The organism is Streptomyces sp. NPDC034103 (assembly GCF_055575395.1).
The window spans coordinates 45471-66296 of record NZ_JBVISS010000007.1 but is presented as its reverse complement, the minus strand read 5'-3'; the positions used below and the strand labels follow the sequence as shown (position 1 = coordinate 66296).

General features: G+C 72.1%; 21 protein-coding genes. 15 read left to right on the top strand and 6 right to left on the bottom strand.

Annotated elements, in window-relative coordinates:
- The first annotated feature begins 10 nt into the window (after nucleotides 1-10).
- From ACZ56U_RS16630 to hutI, 3 genes are read left to right on the top strand one after another with little or no spacing between them, the layout of a single operon-like run.
- A complete protein-coding gene (locus ACZ56U_RS16630; protein WP_469085048.1) occupies nucleotides 11-1213 on the top strand; it encodes an allantoate amidohydrolase in 1203 nt (400 codons plus the stop codon).
- Nucleotides 1210-2556, top strand: coding sequence for a formimidoylglutamate deiminase (locus ACZ56U_RS16625; RefSeq protein ID WP_469084726.1), 1347 nt, complete (start codon nucleotides 1210-1212; stop codon nucleotides 2554-2556). The genes ACZ56U_RS16630 and ACZ56U_RS16625 overlap by 4 nt, the downstream gene beginning before the upstream one ends.
- Before the next feature lie 20 nt (nucleotides 2557-2576).
- Nucleotides 2577-3749: an imidazolonepropionase gene (gene hutI / locus ACZ56U_RS16620; protein ID WP_469084725.1), complete on the top strand. Its 1173-nt coding sequence runs from the start codon at nucleotides 2577-2579 to the stop codon at nucleotides 3747-3749.
- Nucleotides 3750-3785: 36 nt separating this feature from the next.
- On the opposite strand, the gene ACZ56U_RS16615 is transcribed toward hutI, so the two are convergent.
- Nucleotides 3786-4700 carry an RNA polymerase sigma factor SigF gene (locus tag ACZ56U_RS16615; RefSeq protein ID WP_469084724.1) on the bottom strand — a complete coding sequence of 305 codons (915 nt, stop codon included), beginning with the start codon at nucleotides 4698-4700 and terminating at the stop codon, nucleotides 3786-3788.
- A gap of 239 nt (nucleotides 4701-4939) precedes the next feature.
- Here ACZ56U_RS16615 and ACZ56U_RS16610 point away from each other — a divergent pair, with 239 nt between their 5' ends.
- From ACZ56U_RS16610 to ACZ56U_RS16590, 5 genes are all read left to right on the top strand, one after another.
- Complete coding sequence (locus ACZ56U_RS16610) at nucleotides 4940-5317, top strand: STAS domain-containing protein (RefSeq protein ID WP_391231621.1); 378 nt, start codon at nucleotides 4940-4942, stop codon at nucleotides 5315-5317.
- A gap of 246 nt (nucleotides 5318-5563) precedes the next feature.
- Nucleotides 5564-6079: an ATP-binding protein gene (locus ACZ56U_RS16605; protein ID WP_469084723.1), complete on the top strand. Its 516-nt coding sequence runs from the start codon at nucleotides 5564-5566 to the stop codon at nucleotides 6077-6079.
- 251 nt (nucleotides 6080-6330) lie between these two features.
- Nucleotides 6331-7017: an LPXTG cell wall anchor domain-containing protein gene (locus ACZ56U_RS16600; protein ID WP_469084722.1), complete on the top strand. Its 687-nt coding sequence runs from the start codon at nucleotides 6331-6333 to the stop codon at nucleotides 7015-7017.
- Nucleotides 7018-7210: 193 nt separating this feature from the next.
- Complete coding sequence (locus tag ACZ56U_RS16595) at nucleotides 7211-8272, top strand: hypothetical protein (protein WP_469085047.1); 1062 nt, start codon at nucleotides 7211-7213, stop codon at nucleotides 8270-8272.
- Entirely contained in the window at nucleotides 8269-9540 is a 1272-nt protein-coding gene (locus ACZ56U_RS16590) for a hypothetical protein (protein ID WP_469084721.1), read from the top strand. Before ACZ56U_RS16595 ends, ACZ56U_RS16590 begins: the two co-directional genes overlap by 4 nt.
- Nucleotides 9541-9664: 124 nt before the next feature.
- Here the strand turns inward: ACZ56U_RS16590 and ACZ56U_RS16585 are convergent, their stop codons facing one another.
- Nucleotides 9665-10477: an alpha/beta hydrolase gene (locus ACZ56U_RS16585; protein ID WP_469084720.1), complete on the bottom strand. Its 813-nt coding sequence runs from the start codon at nucleotides 10475-10477 to the stop codon at nucleotides 9665-9667.
- A gap of 119 nt (nucleotides 10478-10596) precedes the next feature.
- Entirely contained in the window at nucleotides 10597-12093 is a 1497-nt protein-coding gene (locus tag ACZ56U_RS16580; RefSeq protein ID WP_469084719.1) for an oligopeptide:H+ symporter, read from the bottom strand.
- Between the two features lie 390 nt (nucleotides 12094-12483).
- On the opposite strand from ACZ56U_RS16580, the gene ACZ56U_RS16575 reads away from it, so the two are divergent.
- Complete coding sequence (locus ACZ56U_RS16575) at nucleotides 12484-13161, top strand: response regulator transcription factor (RefSeq protein WP_030603615.1); 678 nt, start codon at nucleotides 12484-12486, stop codon at nucleotides 13159-13161.
- A gap of 115 nt (nucleotides 13162-13276) precedes the next feature.
- Nucleotides 13277-14548: an ATP-binding protein gene (locus tag ACZ56U_RS16570; RefSeq protein ID WP_469084718.1), complete on the top strand. Its 1272-nt coding sequence runs from the start codon at nucleotides 13277-13279 to the stop codon at nucleotides 14546-14548.
- A 19-nt stretch (nucleotides 14549-14567) separates the two neighbouring features.
- Here the strand turns inward: ACZ56U_RS16570 and ACZ56U_RS16565 are convergent, their stop codons facing one another.
- Nucleotides 14568-15074 carry a GtrA family protein gene (locus ACZ56U_RS16565; protein ID WP_469084717.1) on the bottom strand — a complete coding sequence of 169 codons (507 nt, stop codon included), beginning with the start codon at nucleotides 15072-15074 and terminating at the stop codon, nucleotides 14568-14570.
- 161 nt (nucleotides 15075-15235) lie between these two features.
- Between ACZ56U_RS16565 and ACZ56U_RS16560 the strand changes: the two genes are divergently transcribed.
- The 5 genes from ACZ56U_RS16560 to ACZ56U_RS16540 all read left to right on the top strand — a co-directional run bounded on the left by ACZ56U_RS16560 (nucleotide 15236) and on the right by ACZ56U_RS16540 (nucleotide 19828).
- A complete protein-coding gene (locus ACZ56U_RS16560) occupies nucleotides 15236-16375 on the top strand; it encodes a 5-(carboxyamino)imidazole ribonucleotide synthase (RefSeq protein WP_469084716.1) in 1140 nt (379 codons plus the stop codon).
- Nucleotides 16372-16899, top strand: a complete 528-nt coding sequence (purE, locus tag ACZ56U_RS16555) for a 5-(carboxyamino)imidazole ribonucleotide mutase (protein WP_391231612.1) — start codon at nucleotides 16372-16374, stop codon at nucleotides 16897-16899. Before ACZ56U_RS16560 ends, purE begins: the two co-directional genes overlap by 4 nt.
- A gap of 5 nt (nucleotides 16900-16904) precedes the next feature.
- Nucleotides 16905-18083, top strand: coding sequence for a dipeptidase (locus ACZ56U_RS16550; RefSeq protein WP_469084715.1), 1179 nt, complete (start codon nucleotides 16905-16907; stop codon nucleotides 18081-18083).
- Between the two features lie 166 nt (nucleotides 18084-18249).
- Nucleotides 18250-18609 carry a MerR family transcriptional regulator gene (locus ACZ56U_RS16545; protein WP_469084714.1) on the top strand — a complete coding sequence of 120 codons (360 nt, stop codon included), beginning with the start codon at nucleotides 18250-18252 and terminating at the stop codon, nucleotides 18607-18609.
- A gap of 100 nt (nucleotides 18610-18709) precedes the next feature.
- Nucleotides 18710-19828 carry a dipeptidase gene (locus ACZ56U_RS16540; RefSeq protein WP_469084713.1) on the top strand — a complete coding sequence of 373 codons (1119 nt, stop codon included), beginning with the start codon at nucleotides 18710-18712 and terminating at the stop codon, nucleotides 19826-19828.
- A 123-nt stretch (nucleotides 19829-19951) separates the two neighbouring features.
- Here ACZ56U_RS16540 and ACZ56U_RS16535 read toward each other — a convergent pair whose 3' ends face one another.
- On the bottom strand, nucleotides 19952-20332 hold the full coding sequence (locus tag ACZ56U_RS16535) for a VOC family protein (protein ID WP_391231607.1): 381 nt from the start codon (nucleotides 20330-20332) through the stop codon (nucleotides 19952-19954).
- Between the two features lie 49 nt (nucleotides 20333-20381).
- Nucleotides 20382-20741, bottom strand: coding sequence for a VOC family protein (locus ACZ56U_RS16530; RefSeq protein WP_469084712.1), 360 nt, complete (start codon nucleotides 20739-20741; stop codon nucleotides 20382-20384).
- Between the last annotated feature and the right edge of the window lie 85 nt (nucleotides 20742-20826).

Below are 20826 nucleotides of genomic sequence, written 5' to 3'. Positions count from 1 at the left end.
CTTCCACTCCATGTGGCGCGACCTCGCCCCCGTCGGCCGCCACCCCGACTCCCACGGCTACCGCCGCTACGCCTGGACCGGCGCCGACGCCGAATGCCGGGCCTGGTTCAAGGAGCAGGCCGACAGCCGCGGGCTGGCCTACGAGGTGGACCGCAACGGCAACCAGTGGGCCTGGCTCGGGGACCCCGCCGCCGGGGACGCCGTCGTCACCGGGTCGCACCTGGACTCGGTGCCGGACGGGGGCGCCTTCGACGGACCCCTCGGGGTGGTGTCCTCTTTCGCCGCGCTCGACGAACTCCGCTCCCGCGACGCCACGTTCACCAAGCCCCTCGCCCTGGTCAACTTCGGCGACGAGGAGGGCGCCCGCTTCGGGCTCGCCTGCGTCGGCTCGCGGCTCACCTCCGGGCAGCTCACCGCCGAGCAGGCGCACCGGCTGACCGACGGGGACGGGGTGACGCTCCCGAGGGCCATGGAGGCCGCCGGGTACGACCCCGACGCCCTCGGCGCCGACCCCGAGCGGCTGGCGCGCATCGGCGCCTTCGTCGAACTGCACGTCGAGCAGGGGCGGGCGCTGGACCTCTCCGGCGACCCGGTCGGGCTCGCCAGTGCCATCTGGCCGCACGGGCGGTGGCGGTTCGACTTCCGGGGCGAGGCCAACCACGCCGGCACCACCCGGCTGGCCGACCGGCGCGACCCGATGCTGTCGTACGCCGAGACCGTGCTCGCCGCCCGCCGCGAGGCCGAACTCGCCGGTGCCGTCGCCACCTTCGGCAAGATCTCCGTCGAGCCGAACGGCGTCAACGCGATCCCGTCCCTGGTGCGCGGGTGGCTCGACTCCCGCGCGCCGGAGCAGGAGACCCTCGATGGCGTGGTCGGCGGCATCGAGGAGGCGGCCCGCGCGTACGCCCGCAGGAACGGCATCGACCTCGACGTGGTCCGGGAGTCCTTCACCCCCGTCGTCGAGTTCGACCACGCGCTGCGCGACGAACTCGCCCGGATCCTCGGCACGGACACGCACCTCACCGTCCCGGTCCTCGGAACCGGCGCCGGACACGACGCCGGGATCCTCTCCGGACACATCCCGACCGCCATGCTGTTCGTACGCAACCCCACGGGCGTCTCGCACTCCCCGGCGGAGTTCGCCGCCGAGGACGACTGCGTGGCCGGGGTGCTCGCCCTCGCCGACGTACTGGAAGGACTGGCCTGCACGTGACCCAGCAGCGCACGCGGACGTACTGGCTCGAGCACGCCTGGCTCGGCACCCACGTCGAGCCGGGCGTCGCGGTCGACGTCGCGGACGGCCGCCTCACCGCCGTCCGCACCGACGCGCCCACCCCGCCCCCCGGCGCCGAGATCCTGCGCGGCCTGACCCTCCCGGGCCTGGCCAACGCCCACTCGCACGCCTTCCACCGCGCCCTGCGCTCCACCGTCCAGGTCGGCTCCGGCACCTTCTGGACCTGGCGCGAGGTCATGTACGCCACGGCCGACCGGCTGACCCCGGAGAGCTACCACGCCCTCGCCCGCGCGGTCTACGCCGAGATGGCGCTGGCCGGCGTGACGAGCGTCGGCGAGTTCCACTATGTGCACCACGCCCCCGGCGGCACCCCCTACGCCGACCCCAACGCCATGGGCGAGGCCCTCCTCGCGGCCGCGGCCGACGCCGGCGTCCGCATCACCCTCCTCGACACCGTCTACCTCTCCTCCGGCTTCGGGCAGCCCCCGAACACCCACCAGCTGCGCTTCTCCGACGGCAGCGCGGACGCCTGGGCCGAACGCTGTGCCGCGCTCAAGGACCGGGACCACGCGCGGATCGGTGCGGCCGTGCACTCCGTACGGGCCGTGCCCGCCGACCAGTTGGCGACCGTGGCCCGGTGGGCCGAGGAGCGTGGGGCCCCGCTCCATGTGCACCTGTCCGAGCAGACCGCCGAGAACGACGCCTGCCGCGAGGCCCACGGCTGCACGCCCACCCGGCTGCTCGCCGAGCACGGCGTCCTCGGCCCGCGCACCACCGGCGTCCACAACACCCACCTCACCGACGAGGACATCGCCCTGCTCGGCGGCTCGGGCACCGGCACCTGCATGTGCCCGACGACGGAACGGGACCTCGCGGACGGCATCGGACCCGCGCTCGCCCTGCAGAGGGCGGGCTCCCCGCTCTGCCTCGGCTCCGACAGCCACGCCGTCATCGACCTCCTCGAAGAGGCACGCGCGATGGAGCTGGACGAGCGGCTGCGCACCCGCACCCGGGGCCACTGGACGGCGGCCGCCCTCCTGCGCGCCGCCTCCGCCGACGGACACGCGGCCCTCGGCTGGGAGGAGGCGGGCACCATCGAGCCCGGCGCGCTCGCCGACCTGACGACGATCACGCTCGACTCGGTCAGGACCGCGGGACCGCTGCCCCGGCTCGGCGCCGAGACGGCCGTGTTCGCGGCGACGGCGGCGGACGTACGGCACACGATCGTGGGCGGACGGCACGTCGTGCGCGACGGGGCCCACACCCTCGTACCGGATGTGCCGCAAGCGCTGGCGCGGGCCGTCGAAGCCCTCCGCACCTGAAGACGACCGACAAGGACGCCATGAGCAGCACCGTCATCACCGACATCGCCACGCTGATCACCAACGACCCCTCCCTCGGTGACGGCTCCCCCCTGGGCCTGGTCCGGGACGCGGCCGTCGTCATCGAGGGCGACCGTGTCGTGTGGACCGGTGAGTCGGGCAAAGCACCCGCCACCGACAACCGGGTCGACGCGGGCGGCCGGGCGGTCCTGCCCGGGTTCGTCGACTCCCACTCCCACCTCGTCTTCGCGGGCGACCGGACCGCGGAGTTCAACGCCCGCATGTCCGGGCGCTCCTACACCGCGGGCGGCATCCGCACCACGGTCGCCGCGACCCGGGCGGCGAGCGACGAGGCCCTGGAGGCCAACCTCACCCGCTATCTCGCCGAGGCCCTGCGCCAGGGCACCACGACCTTCGAGACGAAGTCCGGCTACGGGCTGACCGTCGAGGACGAGTCCCGCGCCCTGCGCATCGCCGCCGCGCACACCGACGAGGTCACCTACCTGGGCGCGCACATCGTCCCGCCCGACCACGCCGAGGACCCCGCGGCCTACGTCGACCTCGTCACCGGGGAGATGCTGGACGCCTGTGCCCCGTACGCCCGCTGGATCGACGTGTTCTGCGAGAAGGGCGCCTTCGACGGCGACCAGGCCCGCGCCATCCTCACCGCGGGCCGGGCGAAGGGGCTGCACCCGCGCATCCACGCCAACCAGCTCTCCTACGGCCCCGGCGTCCAGCTGGCCGTGGAACTCGACGCCGCCAGCGCCGACCACTGCACCCACCTCACCGACGCGGACGTGGACGCCCTCGCGAGCGGCGACACCGTCGCCACCCTGCTCCCGGGCGCCGAGTTCTCCACCCGGGCCCAGTGGCCCGACGCCCGCCGTCTCCTGGACGCCGGCGTGACCGTGGCGCTGTCCACCGACTGCAACCCGGGCTCGTCCTTCACGTCCTCGGTGCCGTTCTGCGTCGCGCTCGCCGTACGGGACATGGGCATGACCCCGGACGAGGCGGTCTGGTCGGCCACGGCGGGCGGCGCGGCGGCCCTGCGCCGGGACGACATCGGCCGTCTCACGCCGGGCGCCCGCGCGGATCTGCTGCTGCTGGACGCCCCGAGCCATGTGCACCTGGCCTACCGGCCGGGCGTGCCGCTGGTCGCCGGGGTATGGCGACGGGGCGTGCGCGAGATCTGATCCGCACGCCCCGTTCCCGAGTTCGCTCGGGCGAGGTCACTCCTCCAGCGTCAGTCCCTTGCGCAGCCGCACCAGCGTGCGGGACAGCAGCCGGGACACGTGCATCTGGGAGATCCCGAGCTCGTCGCCGATCTCCGACTGGGTCATGCCCGCCACGAACCGCAGGGAGAGGATCTTGCGGTCCCGGGGCGGGAGGTCGGCGATCAGGGGCTTCAGGGACTCGACGTACTCGATGCCCTCGATGCCGTGGTCCTCGTAGCCGATCCGGTCGGCCAGGGCGCCCTCGGCGTCGTCGTCCTCGGGCTGGGCGTCCAGGGAGGAGGCCGTGTAGGCGTTGGAGGCGGCCATGCCCTCGACGACCTCGTCCTTGCTGAGGCCGAGGCGTGTCGCGAGCTCGCCGACGGTGGGGGCCCGGTCCAGCTGCTGGGCCAGCTCGTCACCGGCCTTGGCCAGGTCGAGCCGGAGCTCCTGGAGCCTGCGCGGCACCCGCACCGACCACGAGGTGTCGCGGAAGAAGCGCTTGATCTCCCCCACGATGGTTGGCATCGCGAAGGTGGGGAACTCCACACCACGGCTCAGTTCGAAGCGGTCGATCGCCTTGATCAGGCCGATGGTGCCGACCTGGATGATGTCCTCCATCGGCTCACTGCGGGAGCGGAAGCGGGAGGCGGCGAACTTGACCAGGGCGAGGTTCAGTTCGACGAGCGTGTTGCGGACGTACGAGTATTCGTGCGTGCCCTCCTCCAGCGACTCCAGCCGCGCGAAGAGGGTCTTGGAGAGGGCGCGCGCGTCCACGGCCCCCACCTCTTCGAAGGGCGGGATCTCCGGGAGACCGGCGAGCACATCGCCTTCGGCGTCCTGCTCGATGGGATTCAGATGTTCCGTGGGGGATGCCGACGTCGCTCGAGGGGTATGCGATGCGTCGAGCCGGGGTGACATGATGTCCTCCATCGTTCTCGGCATATGGCTGCCGAAGCCAGTTCGTGCACTGCGGTGTGCGGCGCCTCCAAAGCCGGCCGTGTCGAGTACGTGTCTCTACTAGCCCTACCCGGTTTCCTGACAGGACCGCAAGTGTGTTCTGTGCGGTTATGTCTGTTTGTGGGTGATTGTTCGGGTGTCGAAGGGTGTGGAGAAGGCGTAGTGTTCGTGGGCGTCAGTAGCAGCCACGGACGTCGGGAGAGAGAGACGGCATGGACCGCGGGACGGTCGGCAGCGCACAGTCTGGCCGGCTTCTGGTCGAGGTGCGGAAAGAGGGCGCCAGCGCCGTCGTGACTCCGGCGGGTGAGTTGGATCACCACACCGCCGATTTGTTGCGGGAGCCGCTCGAGGCTTGCCTCGAGGACGGCTTCAGTCGGCTGGTGGTGGATTGCTCGCGTCTGGAGTTCTGCGACTCCACCGGGCTCAACGTACTTCTCGGCGCACGACTGAAGGCGGAGGCAGCAGGCGGCGGGGTGCATCTCGCCGGCATGTTGCCTGTGGTGGCGCGTGTCTTCGAGATCACGGGGGCCGATGCGGTCTTCACGGTCCATGACACGCTTGAGGCGGCCTTGGCCGACGAGACCGGCTGAGCCGGTCGACGGGTCCGTGGCGCCCCGGACGCCCCAGCGCGGCCGGGGTTTCCCACGCGTCACGACCCGTGTCGGAGGACGTGTGCCGAAACAGGGGGTGTTCTGCCGGTTCGGTCGGGCAGGAGACATTCCAGGAGCAGGAGTCGGGCGCGGCCACGGATCCACCGTCGAGCCGCGCACTGCCCCCTGATCCAAATGATCTGACGATTGAATCGTGAACTGGTGAATCGGTGAGGTGAAGCGCTGATGAGCAGCACCCGGCCTTTCTCGCCGGGCGACCGCGGCCCGGAGGCCGACGGCGCTTCCGGGGTGTCCGAAGGGGGTGCGGCCGTGCCGCCCGAGTCGTCGGCGGGCCGGCAGGTCCGCAGGCTGAACTTCGACGACGCGAGCGGTGTCGTGCCACTCGCGCGCGACTTCGCCCGCCAGGCGCTGTACGCGTGGGGCTGGCTGCCCGCCGCCACCGCCGACCAGCGGGCCGCCGCCGAGGATGTGCTGCTCGTCGTCTCCGAGCTGGTCACCAACGCCTGTCTGCACGCCGAGGGCCCGGACGAGCTGTGGATCGCCCTCGACAACAAGGTGATCCGCGTCGAGGTCTCCGACAAGGGCGCCGGCCAGCCGGCCCCCCGCACCCCGCACCGCGCGGGTCGCCCCGGCGGACACGGCATGTTCATCGTCCAGCGCCTCTGCCTGGACTGGGGCGTGGTCCGCAGTCCCGGCACCGCGGGCAAGAAGGTCTGGGCGGAACTGGGCGCACCGGCCTGATCCGCACCGCCGTCGCATCCGCTCGCCCGTGAGGCCGGCGGCGCGGCGGACCCGTTCCCCGAACCTCCCCCTGAGAGTCACCCAGGGTTGCCCTCTACCCGGGCCCCCTTCCGCGCGCGCCGGATCGTCACAACTCCGGCGCGCCTCTTGTCTTCCCTCCTCGCGAGCCCGGGCGTACCTTGACGGCCGATCTGATGTGCCGTCAGGAACCAGTCAAGGGAACCCAGTAACGAGCAAGAGGGAGCGGAACCGTGTCGTACCGGAAACGAACCGCCGCGCTCGCGTCCACCGCGGCCCTGGCCGGCTCGGCGGTGCTGATGGCCGCCCCCGCCGCCCGGGCCGAGGTCGTCGACGTCACCTACCAGTGCAAGACGCCGATCGGCGACAAGAGCGCCGTCTCGCCCATCGACATCAAGGGCGTCAAGAGCGGCAGCGGTTGGACGATCACCATGTCCTGGCAGAAGGGCGTCTCCTCCAGCCCGGTCGACCTCGGCAAGGGCGCGATGAAACCGAGCGCGGTCATCCAGCTGGGCGGCGCGGAGAAGGGCACGCTGAAGGTGACCGGACCGGCGAACCAGGCCGTGCTGCCCGCCAACACCCCCATCAAGATCAATGATCTGAGCGGTACGTACACGCCGGCGAAGTCCGGCAAGGTCACCTTCACAGCGGGGGTGCTGACCATCATGGCCCTCGGTACGACGACCACGTGCACACCGACGAACAGCCCCGGGCCCTCGCTCACCCTCGACGTGACGGCGGCGGGCGGGTCCGCCGGGTCCGCCCCGAGCGGCTCCGACGCGGGGTCGGGGGCGTCGCTGCCGCAGACCGGGCCCGAGGGCTCGGCGATCGCGCTCGGGACGCTCGGGGGCACGGTGCTGCTCGCGGGGGCGGCGGGCACCTTGTGGCTCACCCGTAGGCATCGGCGTACCGCTGGTTGAGACGCGCCTCAGGGGCCGCCGCGCCGGGGCTGCTCACGGCTGCGGCCGGGGGCGCGCTGCTTGTCGTACGACGGCACAGGTGCCGCGGGGCCGGTGCGGGCGAACCGGGCTGCCGGGCGGACGAGTTGACGGGAGCGGTGTCGTGAAGGTGCGTGTGGCGGTGCTGACGGTGTTCCTGGCGCTGGTGTCGGTCATGGCCTCGCCGTCGGTCGCCCCGGCCGCCGAGCGGCCGACCGTCAGGCTCTCCACCTCGCAGGCCGGGACCGGCGGTTCGGTCACCGTCACCGGGAGCGGCTGGCGGGCGAAGACCCTGTTGACGGTGCTGATCTGCGGACAGGCCGTGCCGTCGCGGGGGGTGCCCGGGGGCACCAACTCCTGTGCCAACGCCGACGGTCGGGCCGTCACCACCGGCGCCGACGGCCGGTTCCGCAGGAGACTGCCGGTCGCCGAACCGCCCGTGCCCTGCCCGTGCGTGGTGCACGTGGCGGCGGTGACCGGGGCGAAGGCCGAGGCCGACGCCATCTTCCAGGTCGCCGGGCACGCCGTGGAACCGCTGCCCGCGGAGGCGTCCGGCGGACGTCTGTCGGTCCTCACCGACACCCGCCTGGACGGCTCCGACGGGCTGTTGACCTGGTTCGGGGCGCCGCCCGCCCGCACCCTCGTCCTCACCGTCGGCAATGTCGGCACCTCCGAGATCAAGAACCCCCTCTTCCAGATCGGCACCTCGCACGGCGTGTTCGCGCCCCAGTGGGAGGAGCAGCAGTGGCGGGGCACGATCGCCCCCGGCAAGAAGGCGCGCGTCGAACTGCCCGTCGAGCTCGCGGGCGGCGCGCACGGCGACTACACGGTGTCGCTGAAGTACGGCGGCAAGGTCCTCGCCGAACAGCCCTGGGGCGTGGGCCGGCCCTGGGGCGTGACCCTGTTCTGGGTCCTGGTCTGTCTGGTCGTGCCCGCCGCCCTGTTCCGGGTCGGGATGGCCGTGGTCGACCGGATACGGCCCCGCCGACCCCACCGGACCCGTCGACCGCACCGGCCGCACCGGCCGCACGGGACCGGCCACGGCCGGTCCCCGGCCCGGCTCCGGAGGCCCGAACTCACCCTGCGGCTCCCGGGGTTGCACACCCCGGACCAGGAGCCGCCCACCTCCTCGACCCTGCCGTGGTTCACCCCGGACTCCGATCCGGGCGCGGCCGGTCGGCTCTCCGCACCGCACGACGACACCCCGACGACCCCCACCAGAAAGGGATCCACGTGAGAGAGCGATGGAGAGCCGTACCGGTACTCGTCTGTGCCGGTGTCGTCCTGGCCGCCGCCGCGTCGCCCGCGCAGGCCGCCGAGGTGTCGTTCGCCACCAGGTGCGTGCCGCCCGCCGCCTCCGGGCTCGACCCCGTCGAGGGCACCAGCAAGGTGGAGATCACCGCCCCCGCCACCGCGAAGGTCGGTGACGAGGTCGAGGTGGTGTGGACGTTCGTCCAGGCCGCCTCCAAGAACCCCGACCTCATCGACCTGCCGGCCAACTCCGTGAAGCCGTCCGGCACGCTCGAGGCGGCCGGCGCCCAGACCGCCGCCATACCCATGGAGGGGCCGCAGGAGAACCCGCCCATTCCCAAGGGCGGCGCCATGGTGCTCTCCGCCATGAAGGGCAAGCTGAGGCTGACGACCGCCGGCGACGTGACGCTGACGCCGGACGCGTACAAGATCACCGCCTTCGGCACGGACACGAACTGCGCGCCCACGGAGACCGTGCGGCCGGCGGCGACCATCAAGGTCGAGGAGGGGGACGGGAGTTCGTCACCGACTCCGAGTCCGACCGGGAGCGGGAGCACGTCCCCCACGCCGACGGACAGTGCCACGGAGAGCCCTTCCGCCAGTCCGTCCGACACCGGCGGCGGCCAGACCGCGTTCACCGGGAAGGTCGTCGACATCCCCTACACCTGCGCCTCGCCCATCGGCACGCAGAAGGCGACCTCCACGATCCAGATCAACGCCGAGAAGGACGGCGGGAACTACGGGCTCACCGTCCAGTTCAAGAAGTCGCCGATGGACAGCCCGGCCAACCTCCCGAAGGACTCGATCAAGCCGTCGATGCAGGTGGTCCTGGGCGGCGACGACCAGGGTTCCGTGCGGGTGGAGGGCCCCACCAACGCCGAGGAGATCACGTCCGGCGACCCGATCGAGATCCCGGACATGACCGGCACCTACAAGCCGGGGGCGACGGGGGAGTCGACGCTGTCGCCGGGTGTGCTGACGATCGAGGCGCTCGGTACGACGACGACCTGCACGCCGGACAGCACGTCGGTGTCACTGACCCTGGACACGACCGAGCAGGCGGGCGGGGCGTCCGGCGGCTCGTCCGCCACCGGCGGTGGGTCCGCCATCGGCGGTTCCTCGTCCGGCGGTCTCGCCGATACCGGCGCCGAGGACCACGACGCGCTGAAGGCGCTGGGTCTGGTCGCCGGTACGGCCGTCCTGCTGGGCGCGGCGGTCTTCACCTTCCTGCCCGGACGGCGGCGGCTGCGGTAGCGCGCCCTCGGGGCCCCGGCAGGGTGGACGGCGGGATTCGCGCCGGTCGCCGGGCGCCACCCCTCGCCCCCTGCGGGCCCTCCGCGCCCAGGGGGACCGGTGAGGCGGGCCGGCCATCCGGCCCTCAGGCGTGCCCCCGCAGCCAGCGCAGGATCGTCTCTCGCGCCGCCGGCATCAGGGCGCCGCCGTGTGCCGAGCCCTGCCAGGTGCGGACGGTGATGTCACGGTGGCCCGACCGGCGTTCCGCCGCGGCGACGTCGGCGGAGTGGGCCGGGGGGACGAAGTCCCCGCGGGAGTGGATGAGGAGCATCGGCGCGTCGTCCGGGCCGGAGGCGTGGGTCCGGGCCGCGAGGTCGTTCCAGCGGGCGCGGCAGCGGGGGTCCGCGCGGTCGGGGGCGCAGCCCACCAGGCGGCGGGCCTCCTGGCGCAGCCGGCGCTGTGCCGCCGTGGCCCCGGGGCGGCCGCCGTCCACCCAGGCCCGGTACGGGGAGGCGACCGGGGACAGCGCGACCACCCCCCGGACCAGCGCCCCGCCCGCGCCGTAGGCCGCCGCGTCCAGGGCGAGCTGGCCGCCCGCGGAGGAGCCGAGGACCAGGGGGCGCCCCGGGGAGTCGGCGGCGATCCAGCGCAGCGCGGCGCGGACGTCCTCGCGCTGCGCGGGCCAACGGGCGTCGGTGTTGAGCCGGTAGTCCGTCTCGTAGACCCGGAAGCCCCGTGCCGCCAGCCACCGCGCGGTCCGGCTCCAGTCGGCGTCCTCGGCCCAGTACCCGCCGTGCAGGATCACCAGCGCGGGGGCGCCCCGCTCGCCGTACACGGTGACGGTCTGGCGGGCATGGCTGCCGTAGGGGAGCGTCTCGGGGGCCGCCTCCACGACGGCGCCGGACGACGAGAGCAGGAAGCCGAGGGCGGCCGCCACCGGGACGAGAGCACGACGCATGTCTGTGATGGTGCGCGGCCGCGCCGGAGTCCGAGCGGAAAACCCCGCAGGGCCACCGCACCGGGTGGTGCGGTGGCCCTGCGTTCGAGAGAAACGCCACGCGTTCCTACGAGGTCACGTCAGCGGACCGAGCCCATGAGCTCCTTGACGCGGTTGCGGTACATCCAGATCGCGACACCGGCGACCGCGGCGAGCGTGGCCTCCAGGGCGACGACGCCCGTCCTGTTCAGGTCGACGCCCGCGATGGAGAGCAGACCGGTCGTGGCGTCGCCGGCGGTGACGGCCAGGAACCAGACACCCATCATCTGGGAGGCGTACTTCGCCGGGGCCATCTTCGTCGTCACCGACAGGCCGACCGGGGAGAGCAGCAGCTCACCGACGGTCTGGACGAAATAGATCGCCACCAGCCACGCCGCGGCCGCCTTGTGACCGCCCTCGGCGATCGTCAGCGGGGCGAGGAACAGGAAGAACGACGCGCCGACCAGGACCAGACCGGAGGAGAACTTCACGATGGTGCTCGGCTCCTTGCCGCGCCGGTTCAGCGCGAGCCAGAACCAGGCGAAGACCGGGGCCAGGGCCATGATCAGGACCGGGTTGACCGACTGGTACCAGGAGACCGGGAACTCCCAGCCGAGGATGGTGTTGTCGGCGGAGGAGTCGGCGAAGATCGACAGGGTCGAGCCGCCCTGGTCGTAGATCATCCAGAAGACGGCCGCGGCGACGAAGAACCAGATGTACGCCGACATCGACTTCTGCTCGGTGCGGTCGAGCTGCTTGTCGCGCTTGATGCGGGCCAGCACCATCACCGGGATGATCAGGCCGAGCAGGGTCAGCGGGACCAGGATCCAGTTCAGGGTGTAGTGGCCGGAGAAGCCGACGATCGCGTAGAAGACCGCGGCGATGGCGGCCCAGACGGCGGCCTTGCGCAGCGTGGACTGCTTCTCCTCGGCCGACAGCGGCGTCGGGACGACGCTGGAGCGCTCGGCGAGGTGGCGGGAGCCGATCAGGAACTGGCCGAGGCCCAGCGCCATGCCGAGCGCGGCGAGCGCGAAGCCCAGGTGCCAGTCGACGTTCTCACCGATGGTGCCGATGATCAGCGGCGCGGCGAAGGCGCCGAGGTTGATGCCCATGTAGAAGACGGTGAAGCCACCGTCGCGACGCGGGTCGTCCGGGCCGTCGTAGAGGTGGCCGACCATCGTGGAGATGTTGGCCTTCAGCAGCCCGGAGCCGATCGCGACGAGGCCGAGACCGGCGTAGAAGGTGCCGGAGGACGGCAGGGCCAGGGTGAGGTGGCCGAGCATGATCACCGCACCGGCGACGGCGACGGTCTTGCGGGGACCCCAGACGCGGTCGCCGAACCAGCCGCCGGGCAGGGCGAGCAGGTACACGAGCGACACGTACACCGAGTAGATCGCGGTGGCGGTCGCGGCGCTGAGGTGGAGGCCGCCCGGGGCAACGAGGTACAGCGGGAGGAGAGCCCTCATGCCGTAGTAGGAGAAACGCTCCCACATCTCGGTCATGAAGAGTGTGGCCAGTCCGCGGGGGTGGCCGAAGAAGGTCTGCTCGGTGCCGGGGGTGCCCGGGCGGACCGAGTCCTTCGTCAGGCTGGACGCCATGGTCGTTCCTTGCTGGTCGGGACGCGTCGGCGCGATGAGCGGCCGGCGCGCCCGGTGGTCGCCGTCCCCTCCTGGGGGCCCGGCCACGGGTCATTCCTTCCAGGCCGGCGTGAGCCGGCCGCACACAAAGAGAGACCTTCGGCGTGAAGTAACCGCCAAAGGTCCCCGTTGGTGCTAAAGGCGTCTTTCACCATACGGCAGGACAGTGCCGGAAATGGAAGGACTTGAGAGATGGATCACAGGCGTCAGCGGAACCGTACACACCTTTTCTAAGGTCCTTACCCGATCCTCACCTCCGGTACAGAGGTTCGTGCCGGATCGCCCCATGGTAAGAATCACGCGCTCGCGATCACACCCCATGTTCTGTCAAACGCGGTCTACCATCAGCTCATGACCCGTGTACTGCTCGCCGAGGACGACGCGTCCATCTCGGAGCCGCTGGCCCGCGCACTGCGCCGGGAAGGGTACGAGGTCGAGGTGCGCGAGGACGGCCCCACCGCGCTCGACGCCGGCATCCAGGGCGGCATCGATCTGGTCGTGCTGGACCTCGGGCTCCCCGGCATGGACGGCCTCGAGGTGGCACGTCGGCTGCGTGCCGAGGGCCATGCCGTGCCCATCCTCATCCTGACCGCGCGCGCGGACGAGGTGGACACTGTCGTGGGCCTCGACGCCGGCGCCGACGACTACGTCACCAAGCCGTTCCGGCTCGCCGAGCTGCTTGCCCGGGTGCGGGCCCTGCTCCGGCGCGGCGCCGCGGAGCCGGCGCAGCCGCCGGCGACGCACGGGGTGCGCATCGACGTCGAGTCGCACCGTGCGTGGATGGGCGAGGAGGAGCTCCAGCTCACCGCCAAGGAGTTCGACCTGCTGCGGGTCCTGGTGCGCGACGCCGGCCGGGTCGTCACCCGCGACCAGCTGATGCGCGAGGTCTGGGACACCACCTGGTGGTCGTCGACCAAGACCCTCGACATGCACATCTCCTGGCTGCGCAAGAAGCTCGGCGACGACGCGGCCAACCCGCGCTACATCGCCACCGTGCGCGGAGTCGGCTTCCGGTTCGAGAAGAGCTAGCTTCCGCATGTCGTGTTGTCCCTGCGGGTGGACTGCGGCCGGCCGCGTAGTTCCCCGCGCCCCCAGGCGGGTGCCCCGCACCGGCCTGGGGAAGTGACCCGCCCGGAGGGGCCCCGTGCGTCGCCGTCTCATCCAGTCCACCCTCGCCGTGGTGCTGGTCGTCATCGCCGTCTTCGGCGTCTCCCTGGTCATCGTCGAGACCCGCACCATCAGCAACAGCGCCCAGGAGCGGGTCGACTCCGAGGCGGTCCGGCTGGCCAGCATCGTGGACAGCCGGCTGCTCGGCGAGCAGACCGTCGACGCGCGGGTGCTGAGGGAACAGGTCGCGGGGGAGCGGTACGCCGTCATCCACATCCCCGGCGAGCCGGCCATCGAGGTCGGCACCAAGCCGGTCGGCGACGTCATCAGCGCCACCGAGAAGGGCGAGGAGGGCGAGACGGTCACCGTCCTGGAGCCCCGCTCGTCCGTGACCCGCGAGGTCGGCCGCACCCTGCTGATCATCGGCGCGGTCGCGCTGCTCGCGGTGATCGCCGCCGTGCTGCTCGCCGTACGGCAGGCCAACAAGCTGGCCTCGCCCCTGACCGACCTCGCCGAGACCGCCGAACGCCTCGGCTCCGGGGACCCGCGCCCCCGGCACAAGCGGTACGGCGTCCCCGAGCTGGACCGGGTCGCCGACGTCCTGGACGGCTCCGCCGAGCGCATCGCCCGGATGCTCACCGCGGAGCGGCGCCTCGCCGCCGACGCCTCCCACCAGCTGCGGACGCCTCTGACGGCCCTGTCGATGCGCCTTGAGGAGATCACCCTCACCGACGACCCGGACACCGTGAAGGAAGAGGCCACCATCGCGCTCACGCAGGTGGAACGCCTGACGGACGTGGTGGAGCGGCTGCTCACCAACGCCCGCGACCCCCGCACCGGCTCCGCCGTCTCCTTCGACCTCGACGAGGTCATCCAGCAGCAGCTCGCCGAGTGGCGCCCCGCCTACCGCAGCGCGGGCCGCGCCATCGTGAGCTCCGGCAAGCGGCATCTGCGGGCGGTCGGCACCCCGGGCGCGGTGGCCCAGGTGCTGGCGGCGCTGATCGAGAACTCCCTCATGCACGGCGGCGGCACGGTGGCGCTGCGCACCCGCGTCACCGGCAACCAGGCCGTCATCGAGGTCACCGACGAGGGACCGGGCGTCCCCGCCGACCTGGGGGCGCGGATCTTCGAGCGGGCGATCAGCGGCCGGAACTCCACCGGCATCGGCCTCGCGGTGGCCCGGGACCTCGCGGAGGCCGACGGGGGGCGCCTGGAGATGCTCCAGGCCCAGCCCGCGGTGTTCGGCCTCTTCCTGTCGCGCACGCCGGCCCAGAAGCCGCCGGCGGACGCGGAGCCCACGGTCCGCTAGCCGGTCCGCCCGTCCGGCCCTACGGCACGCGCTGGGTGGGCCGGGGCCTCGTCACGGTCGCCTCTTCCAGGAAGGACTCGGCACTGGCCACGGCCTCCCTGACGGGCAGGGCCTTGAAGACCCAGCTGCGGTAGGACCAGAAGCGGAACAGGGTGGCGATGCCGATGCCGACGAACTTGAAGATGTTGCTCTGCAACGGGCTGTCCCAGCCGAAGCCGTAGGTCGCGGCGTAGAGCACGCCGTTCTCGATGACCAGACCGATCGCGCTGAACAGCAGGAACAGGGTCAGTTCCTTGGTGCGGCCGCTCTTGTCGCGGTCACGGTAGGTGAAGTAGCGGAAGCCCACGTAGTTGAAGGCGATCGCGACCACCGTGGCGATGACGCTGGCCCGGACCACCGGCAGCTCGGTGAGGTGCCGGACGAGGTTGAACACCAGGAGGTTGACCAGCAGGCCGGCACCGCCCACGGCGCCGAACTTGGCGACCTCTCGGAAGAACCTTCGCAGTCCTGAGGAACCTGGTCCCATGGTCTTGCAGGCCCCCAGTCGGTCGGTCAGCGGGTTTCGTCAACCCAGCCATGCTAACCATCCCCCTTCCCGGTTGCCCGTGGACCAGGCCACAGAGCGGGAAAGAGGCTCATAAGAGGAGCGGAATCCGGCCGCCGTGGCGCGGCCGATACCCTAGGTGTGTGACGTTCCCGGTAGTCGGCATGGTCGGCGGGGGGCAGCTCGCTCGTATGACACACGAGGCGGGCATCCCGCTCGGCATCAGGTTCAAGCTCCTCAGTGACACCCCTCAGGATTCCGCGGCGCAGGTCGTAGGCGATGTCGTCATCGGCGACTATCGCGATCTCGACACGCTGCGTGACTTCGCGAGGGGCTGCGACGTGATCACTTTCGATCACGAACATGTACCCACCGAGCACCTCAGGGCGCTGGAGGCGGACGGCATCCCCGTGCGCCCCGGGCCCGACGCTCTGGTGCACGCCCAGGACAAGGGCGTGATGCGGGCGAAACTCGTCGCGATCGGGGTGCCGTGCCCACGGCACCGGATCGTGAGCGACCCGCAGGACGTGGCGGCCTTCGCGGCGGAGGGCGACGGCTTCCCCGTCGTCCTCAAGACCGTCCGCGGCGGCTACGACGGCAAGGGCGTGTGGGTGGTCGACAGCGTCGAGGAGGCCGAGGACCCCTTCCGGGCCGGCGTCCCCGTGCTCGCCGAGGAGAAGGTCGACTTCGTCCGCGAGCTCGCCGCCAACGTCGTGCGCTCCCCGCACGGCCAGGCCGTCGCCTACCCGGTCGTGGAGTCCCAGCAGGTGAACGGCGTCTGCGACACCGTGATCGCCCCGGCCCCGGACCTCGCGGAGTCCCTCGCGCTCAGGGCCGAGGAGATGGCCCTGAACATCGCCAAGGAACTGGACGTCGTCGGCCACCTCGCCGTCGAGCTGTTCCAGACCCGCGACGGTCGCATCCTCGTCAACGAACTCGCGATGCGCCCGCACAACTCGGGGCACTGGACGATGGACGGCGCGATCACCTCCCAGTTCGCCAACCACGTCCGCGCGGTCCTCGACCTCCCCCTCGGCGACCCGCGCCCGCGCGCGACGTGGACGGTCATGGCCAACGTCCTCGGCGGGGACTACCCGGACATGTACTCCGCGTACCTGCACTGCATGGCCCGCGACCCCCAGCTGAAGATCCACATGTACGGCAAGGACGTGAAGCCCGGCCGCAAGGTCGGCCATGTCAACACCTACGGCGACGACCTGGACGACGTGCTGGAGCGCGCCCGTCACGCTGCCGGCTACCTGAGAGGCACGATCACCGAATGAGCCCCGTTGTTGGCATCGTCATGGGGTCGGACTCCGACTGGCCCGTCATGGAGGCCGCCGCCCAGGCGCTCGACGAGTTCGAGATCGCCTACGAGGTCGACGTCGTCTCCGCCCACCGCATGCCCCGCGAGATGATCGCGTACGGCGAGGAGGCGGCCGGCCGTGGCGTCAAGGTGATCATCGCGGGCGCGGGCGGCGCCGCCCACCTGCCCGGCATGCTCGCCTCGGTGACCCCGCTGCCGGTCATCGGCGTCCCGGTGCCGCTGAAGTACCTCGACGGCATGGACTCGCTGCTCTCCATCGTGCAGATGCCGGCCGGGGTCCCGGTCGCCACCGTCTCGGTCGCCGGCGCCCGTAACGCCGGCCTCCTCGCGGCCCGCATCCTCGCCGCCCACGACGAGGAACTCCTCGGGCGCATGAAGGAGTTCCAGCAGGAGCTGAACGACCAGGCCACCGAGAAGGGCAGGCGGCTGCGCGCCAAGGTCGAGGGCTCGGGCAACGGCGGCTTCGGCTTCGGGAAGTGACGGCCGTGAGCGCGAGGGAGACAGCCCGGGAACTCCTCGCCGAGTTCCCGGTCGTCGACGGCCACAACGACCTGCCCTGGGCGCTGCGCGAACAGGTCCGCTACGACCTCGACGCCCGGGACCTCGCCGCCGACCAGAGCGCCCACCTCCACACCGACCTCGCGCGCCTGCGGGCCGGCGGGGTCGGGGCGCAGTACTGGTCGGTGTACGTCCGCTCGGACCTGCCCGACGCGGTGCCGGCGACGCTGGAACAGATCGACTGCGTACGGCAGTTGATCGACCGGCACCCCGCGGACCTGCGGGCCGCGCTGACGGCGGCGGACATGGAGGCGGCGCGGGCGGAGGGCCGTATCGCCTCCCTGATGGGGGCCGAGGGCGGCCACTCCATCGCCAACTCCCTCGCCACGCTCCGCGCGTTGTACGCGCTCGGCGTGCGCTACATGACCCTCACCCACAACGACAACAACGACTGGGCGGACTCCGCGACGGACGAGCCCGGTGTCGGCGGGCTGTCGGCCTTCGGCCGGGCGGTGGTGCGGGAGATGAACCGCGAGGGCATGCTCGTCGACCTCTCGCACGTGGCGGCGACGACGATGCGGGACGCCCTGGACGCCACGCTCGCGCCGGTGATCTTCTCCCACTCCTCCTCGCGGGCCGTGTGCGACCACCCCCGCAACATCCCGGACGACGTCCTGGAGCGGCTGTCCGGCAACGGCGGCATGGCGATGGTGACGTTCGTGCCCAAGTTCGTTCTCCAGGCAGCGGTCGACTGGACCGCCGCCGCGGACGAGAACATGCGCGCCCACGGCTTCCACCACCTCGCCACCACCCCGGACGCGATGAAGGTGCACCGCGCCTTCGAGGAGCGCCACCCGCGCCCGATCGCCACCGTGTCCACGGTCGCCGACCACCTGGACCACATGCGTGAGGTGGCCGGCATCGACCACCTGGGCATCGGCGGCGACTACGACGGCACGGCCTTCACCCCGGACGGCCTGGACGACGTCTCCGGCTACCCGAACCTGATCGCCGAGCTGCTCGACCGCGGCTGGTCCAGGTCCGACCTCGCCAAGCTCACCTGGCAGAACGCGGTACGGGTGCTCGGCGCGGCGGAGGACGTGGCGCGCGACCTCCAGGCGACGCGCCCGCCGTCCAACGCCACCATCGAGTCGCTGGACGGCTGAACAGCCGCGTCGAGGGCGGGGCAGTCGGTGCGACCGGCGCCCCGCCCCCGTACGCCGGTCACCGCTCCCGCCGGTCTCCGGGTGCCGTCGGCGGCGGGTTCCTGCGGATTCGTCATGACCGTACGCTGGAAGCTGACATCAGTGTCAGATTCAGGACGGGGTGGCCATGCGGATCGGCGAACTGGCCCGGCGCACCGGTGTGAGCGAACGGTCGCTGCGCTACTACGAGACCCAGGGGCTGCTGCGGGCCGACCGCACCCCCGGCGGGCACCGGGACTACCCCGAGGCGGCCGTGGACCGGGTCATCCGGATCCAGGAGCTGTTCGCGGCCGGGCTGCACAGCAGCAAGATCGCGCAACTGCTGCCCTGCATGCGGGACGCGGACGGCGGACCCTCGGCCGTCGCGACGCCGAGGCTGGTCGACGACCTCGCACGCGAGCGTGACCGCATCGACCGCATGATCGCCGACCTGGTCCGCTCCCGCGACACGCTCGACGAGGTCATCCAGGTGGCCAGGGGCGGCTGAGTACCCCCGAACGCCCCACCCACCGAGAACCCCTCCCCGCCCCGTGCGACCGTGACCGTACTGCTGATCATGTCGACGATCACGACGTACGGAGCCCGCCATGGCAGACCTCCAGGACGAACTGCACACCACCAGCGAGGTCGGCGAGATCGACGCCCTGCCCGACCCGTTCGCCGCCCCGGAGCCCTACACGCCCGTCTCCGACCCGGACACCGCACCCCTGGAGCGGGCCCACGCGATCCTCGACGCACACCCCGTCGCCGACGGCTACAGCGGACTGCCCTGGGCCCTGCGCCACCTGCCCTGGTACGACCTGGAAATCGGCGAGAGCTCCGTCGACACGGACGTACCGCGCCTGCGCGAGGGCCATGTCGCCGCGCTGTTCTGGTCGCTGCACCTGCCCGAGAGCATCGGCGGCGACCGGGCCGTCGGCGCCACCCTGGAGCAGCTGGACCTGGTGAAGACCGTCGTACGGGCCCACCCCGAGGGCCTGCGGCTGGCCCGGACCGCCGGGGAGATCGCCGACGTACGGCACTGCGGCCGGGTCGCCGTGCTGCTCGGTCCGGCCGGCGCCGCCGCCGTCGGCGACTCGCTCGGCATCCTGCGCTCCCTGCACGCCCTCGGCCTGCGCGTGCTCACGCTGTCCGGGGTGAGCTGGGCGAGCGAGGCGGGACTGACCCGGTTCGGCGAGGAGATGCTGCGCGAGATGAACCGGCTCGGTGTCCTCGCCGACCTCTCCGGCGCCTCCGCCGACACCGTCCGCCGCGCCCTCGCCGTGTCCAAGGCGCCGCTCGTGTGCACCCGCTCCGCCGCCCGCGCCCTGCGGCCCCACCCCGCCAACCTCCCCGACGAGTTGCTCGTCGCGCTGGGCGCCGCCAAGGGCCTGTGCATGGTGCCGCTCACCGCCGAACAGACCGGCCCGTCCGTCCGGGACGTCGCCGACCACCTCGACCATGTGCGCACCCTCGCGGGGCCCGAGTGCGTGGGCCTGTCCGGCACCTACGACGCCGGCACCGCCCACCCCCAGGACCTCACCGACGCCTCCTGCTACCCGCACCTCATCGCCGAACTCCTGCGCCGCGACTGGTCCGAGTCCGACATCGCCCTGCTGACCTGGGGCAACGTCCAACGCGTCCTGCGCGGCGCCGACTTCACGGCCCGCGCGGTCCGGGACCGCCGCGAGCCGTCGACGGCGAAGATCTCCGACCTGGACGGCTAGAACCGACGGGCCTGCCGTCGCCCGCCGGGCCGCGAACCTACGGGTGCTCGATCCGGCAGAGACGGGAGAAGGAACGCTGCCCTACGGGTGCTCGATCCGGCAGAGCCGGAAGAGGCCGCGGCCCTACGGGTGCTCGATCCGGCACAGGCAGAACGGATGCCCCGCCGGATCGGCGTACACCCGGAAGTCCTCCTTGTCCGCCACGAGCAGGGGCAGCGCCCCGAGTTCGAGCACCCGCCGCTCGGCCGCGTCGACCTCGTCCCAGGTGGACCCGGCGTCGAGGTCGAGGTGGAACTGCTGCGAGTGCTCCGGGGACGGCCACTGCGGCGGGACGTACCCCGGTGCCGCCTGGAAGGCGAGCCGTGGCACTCCGGGCGCCTCCAGGACCACCCAGTCCTCCTCCTCCACGCGGGGCGTGCCGCCGACGATCGCCGCGTAGAACTGGGCGAGCAGCAGCGGTTCGGGACAGTCGATCACGACGGAACGGAAGCGTGCCACGGTCACTGCGGACCCTCCTCGGTCGGTGGCCCGGGGCTTCGGTGTTCCCCGGGGTTCAGCAGGCGCACAGGCAGAACGGGTGCCCAGCGGGGTCCGCGTACACACGCCAGGTGCGGGAGCGGTCGGCGGCGTCCAGGGTCGTCGCGCCGAGCGCCAGCACCTCCTTCTCGGTGGCGTCCAGGTCCTCGACCGTCAGGTCCAGGTGGAACTGCTGGGAGTGGTCGGGCGAGGGCCAACGCGGCGGGGTGTACCCGGGTGCCGCCTGGAAGGCGAGCGACTGGCCGCCGGGCACCTTCAGGTCGGCCCACTCACCGTCCCCCTCCACGGTGCCGCCCAGTACCTCGGCGTAGAAACCGGCCAGGGCGCGCGGGTCCGGACAGTCCAGGACGACCACGCCCAGCTTGGCGAGAGCCATGACTTCCTCCTCGAAGCATGCGGTCGGTTACCTGTATAGGCGGGTAACCGGTAACGGTTACTGCATGCTGCCGCATCAGGGGTAA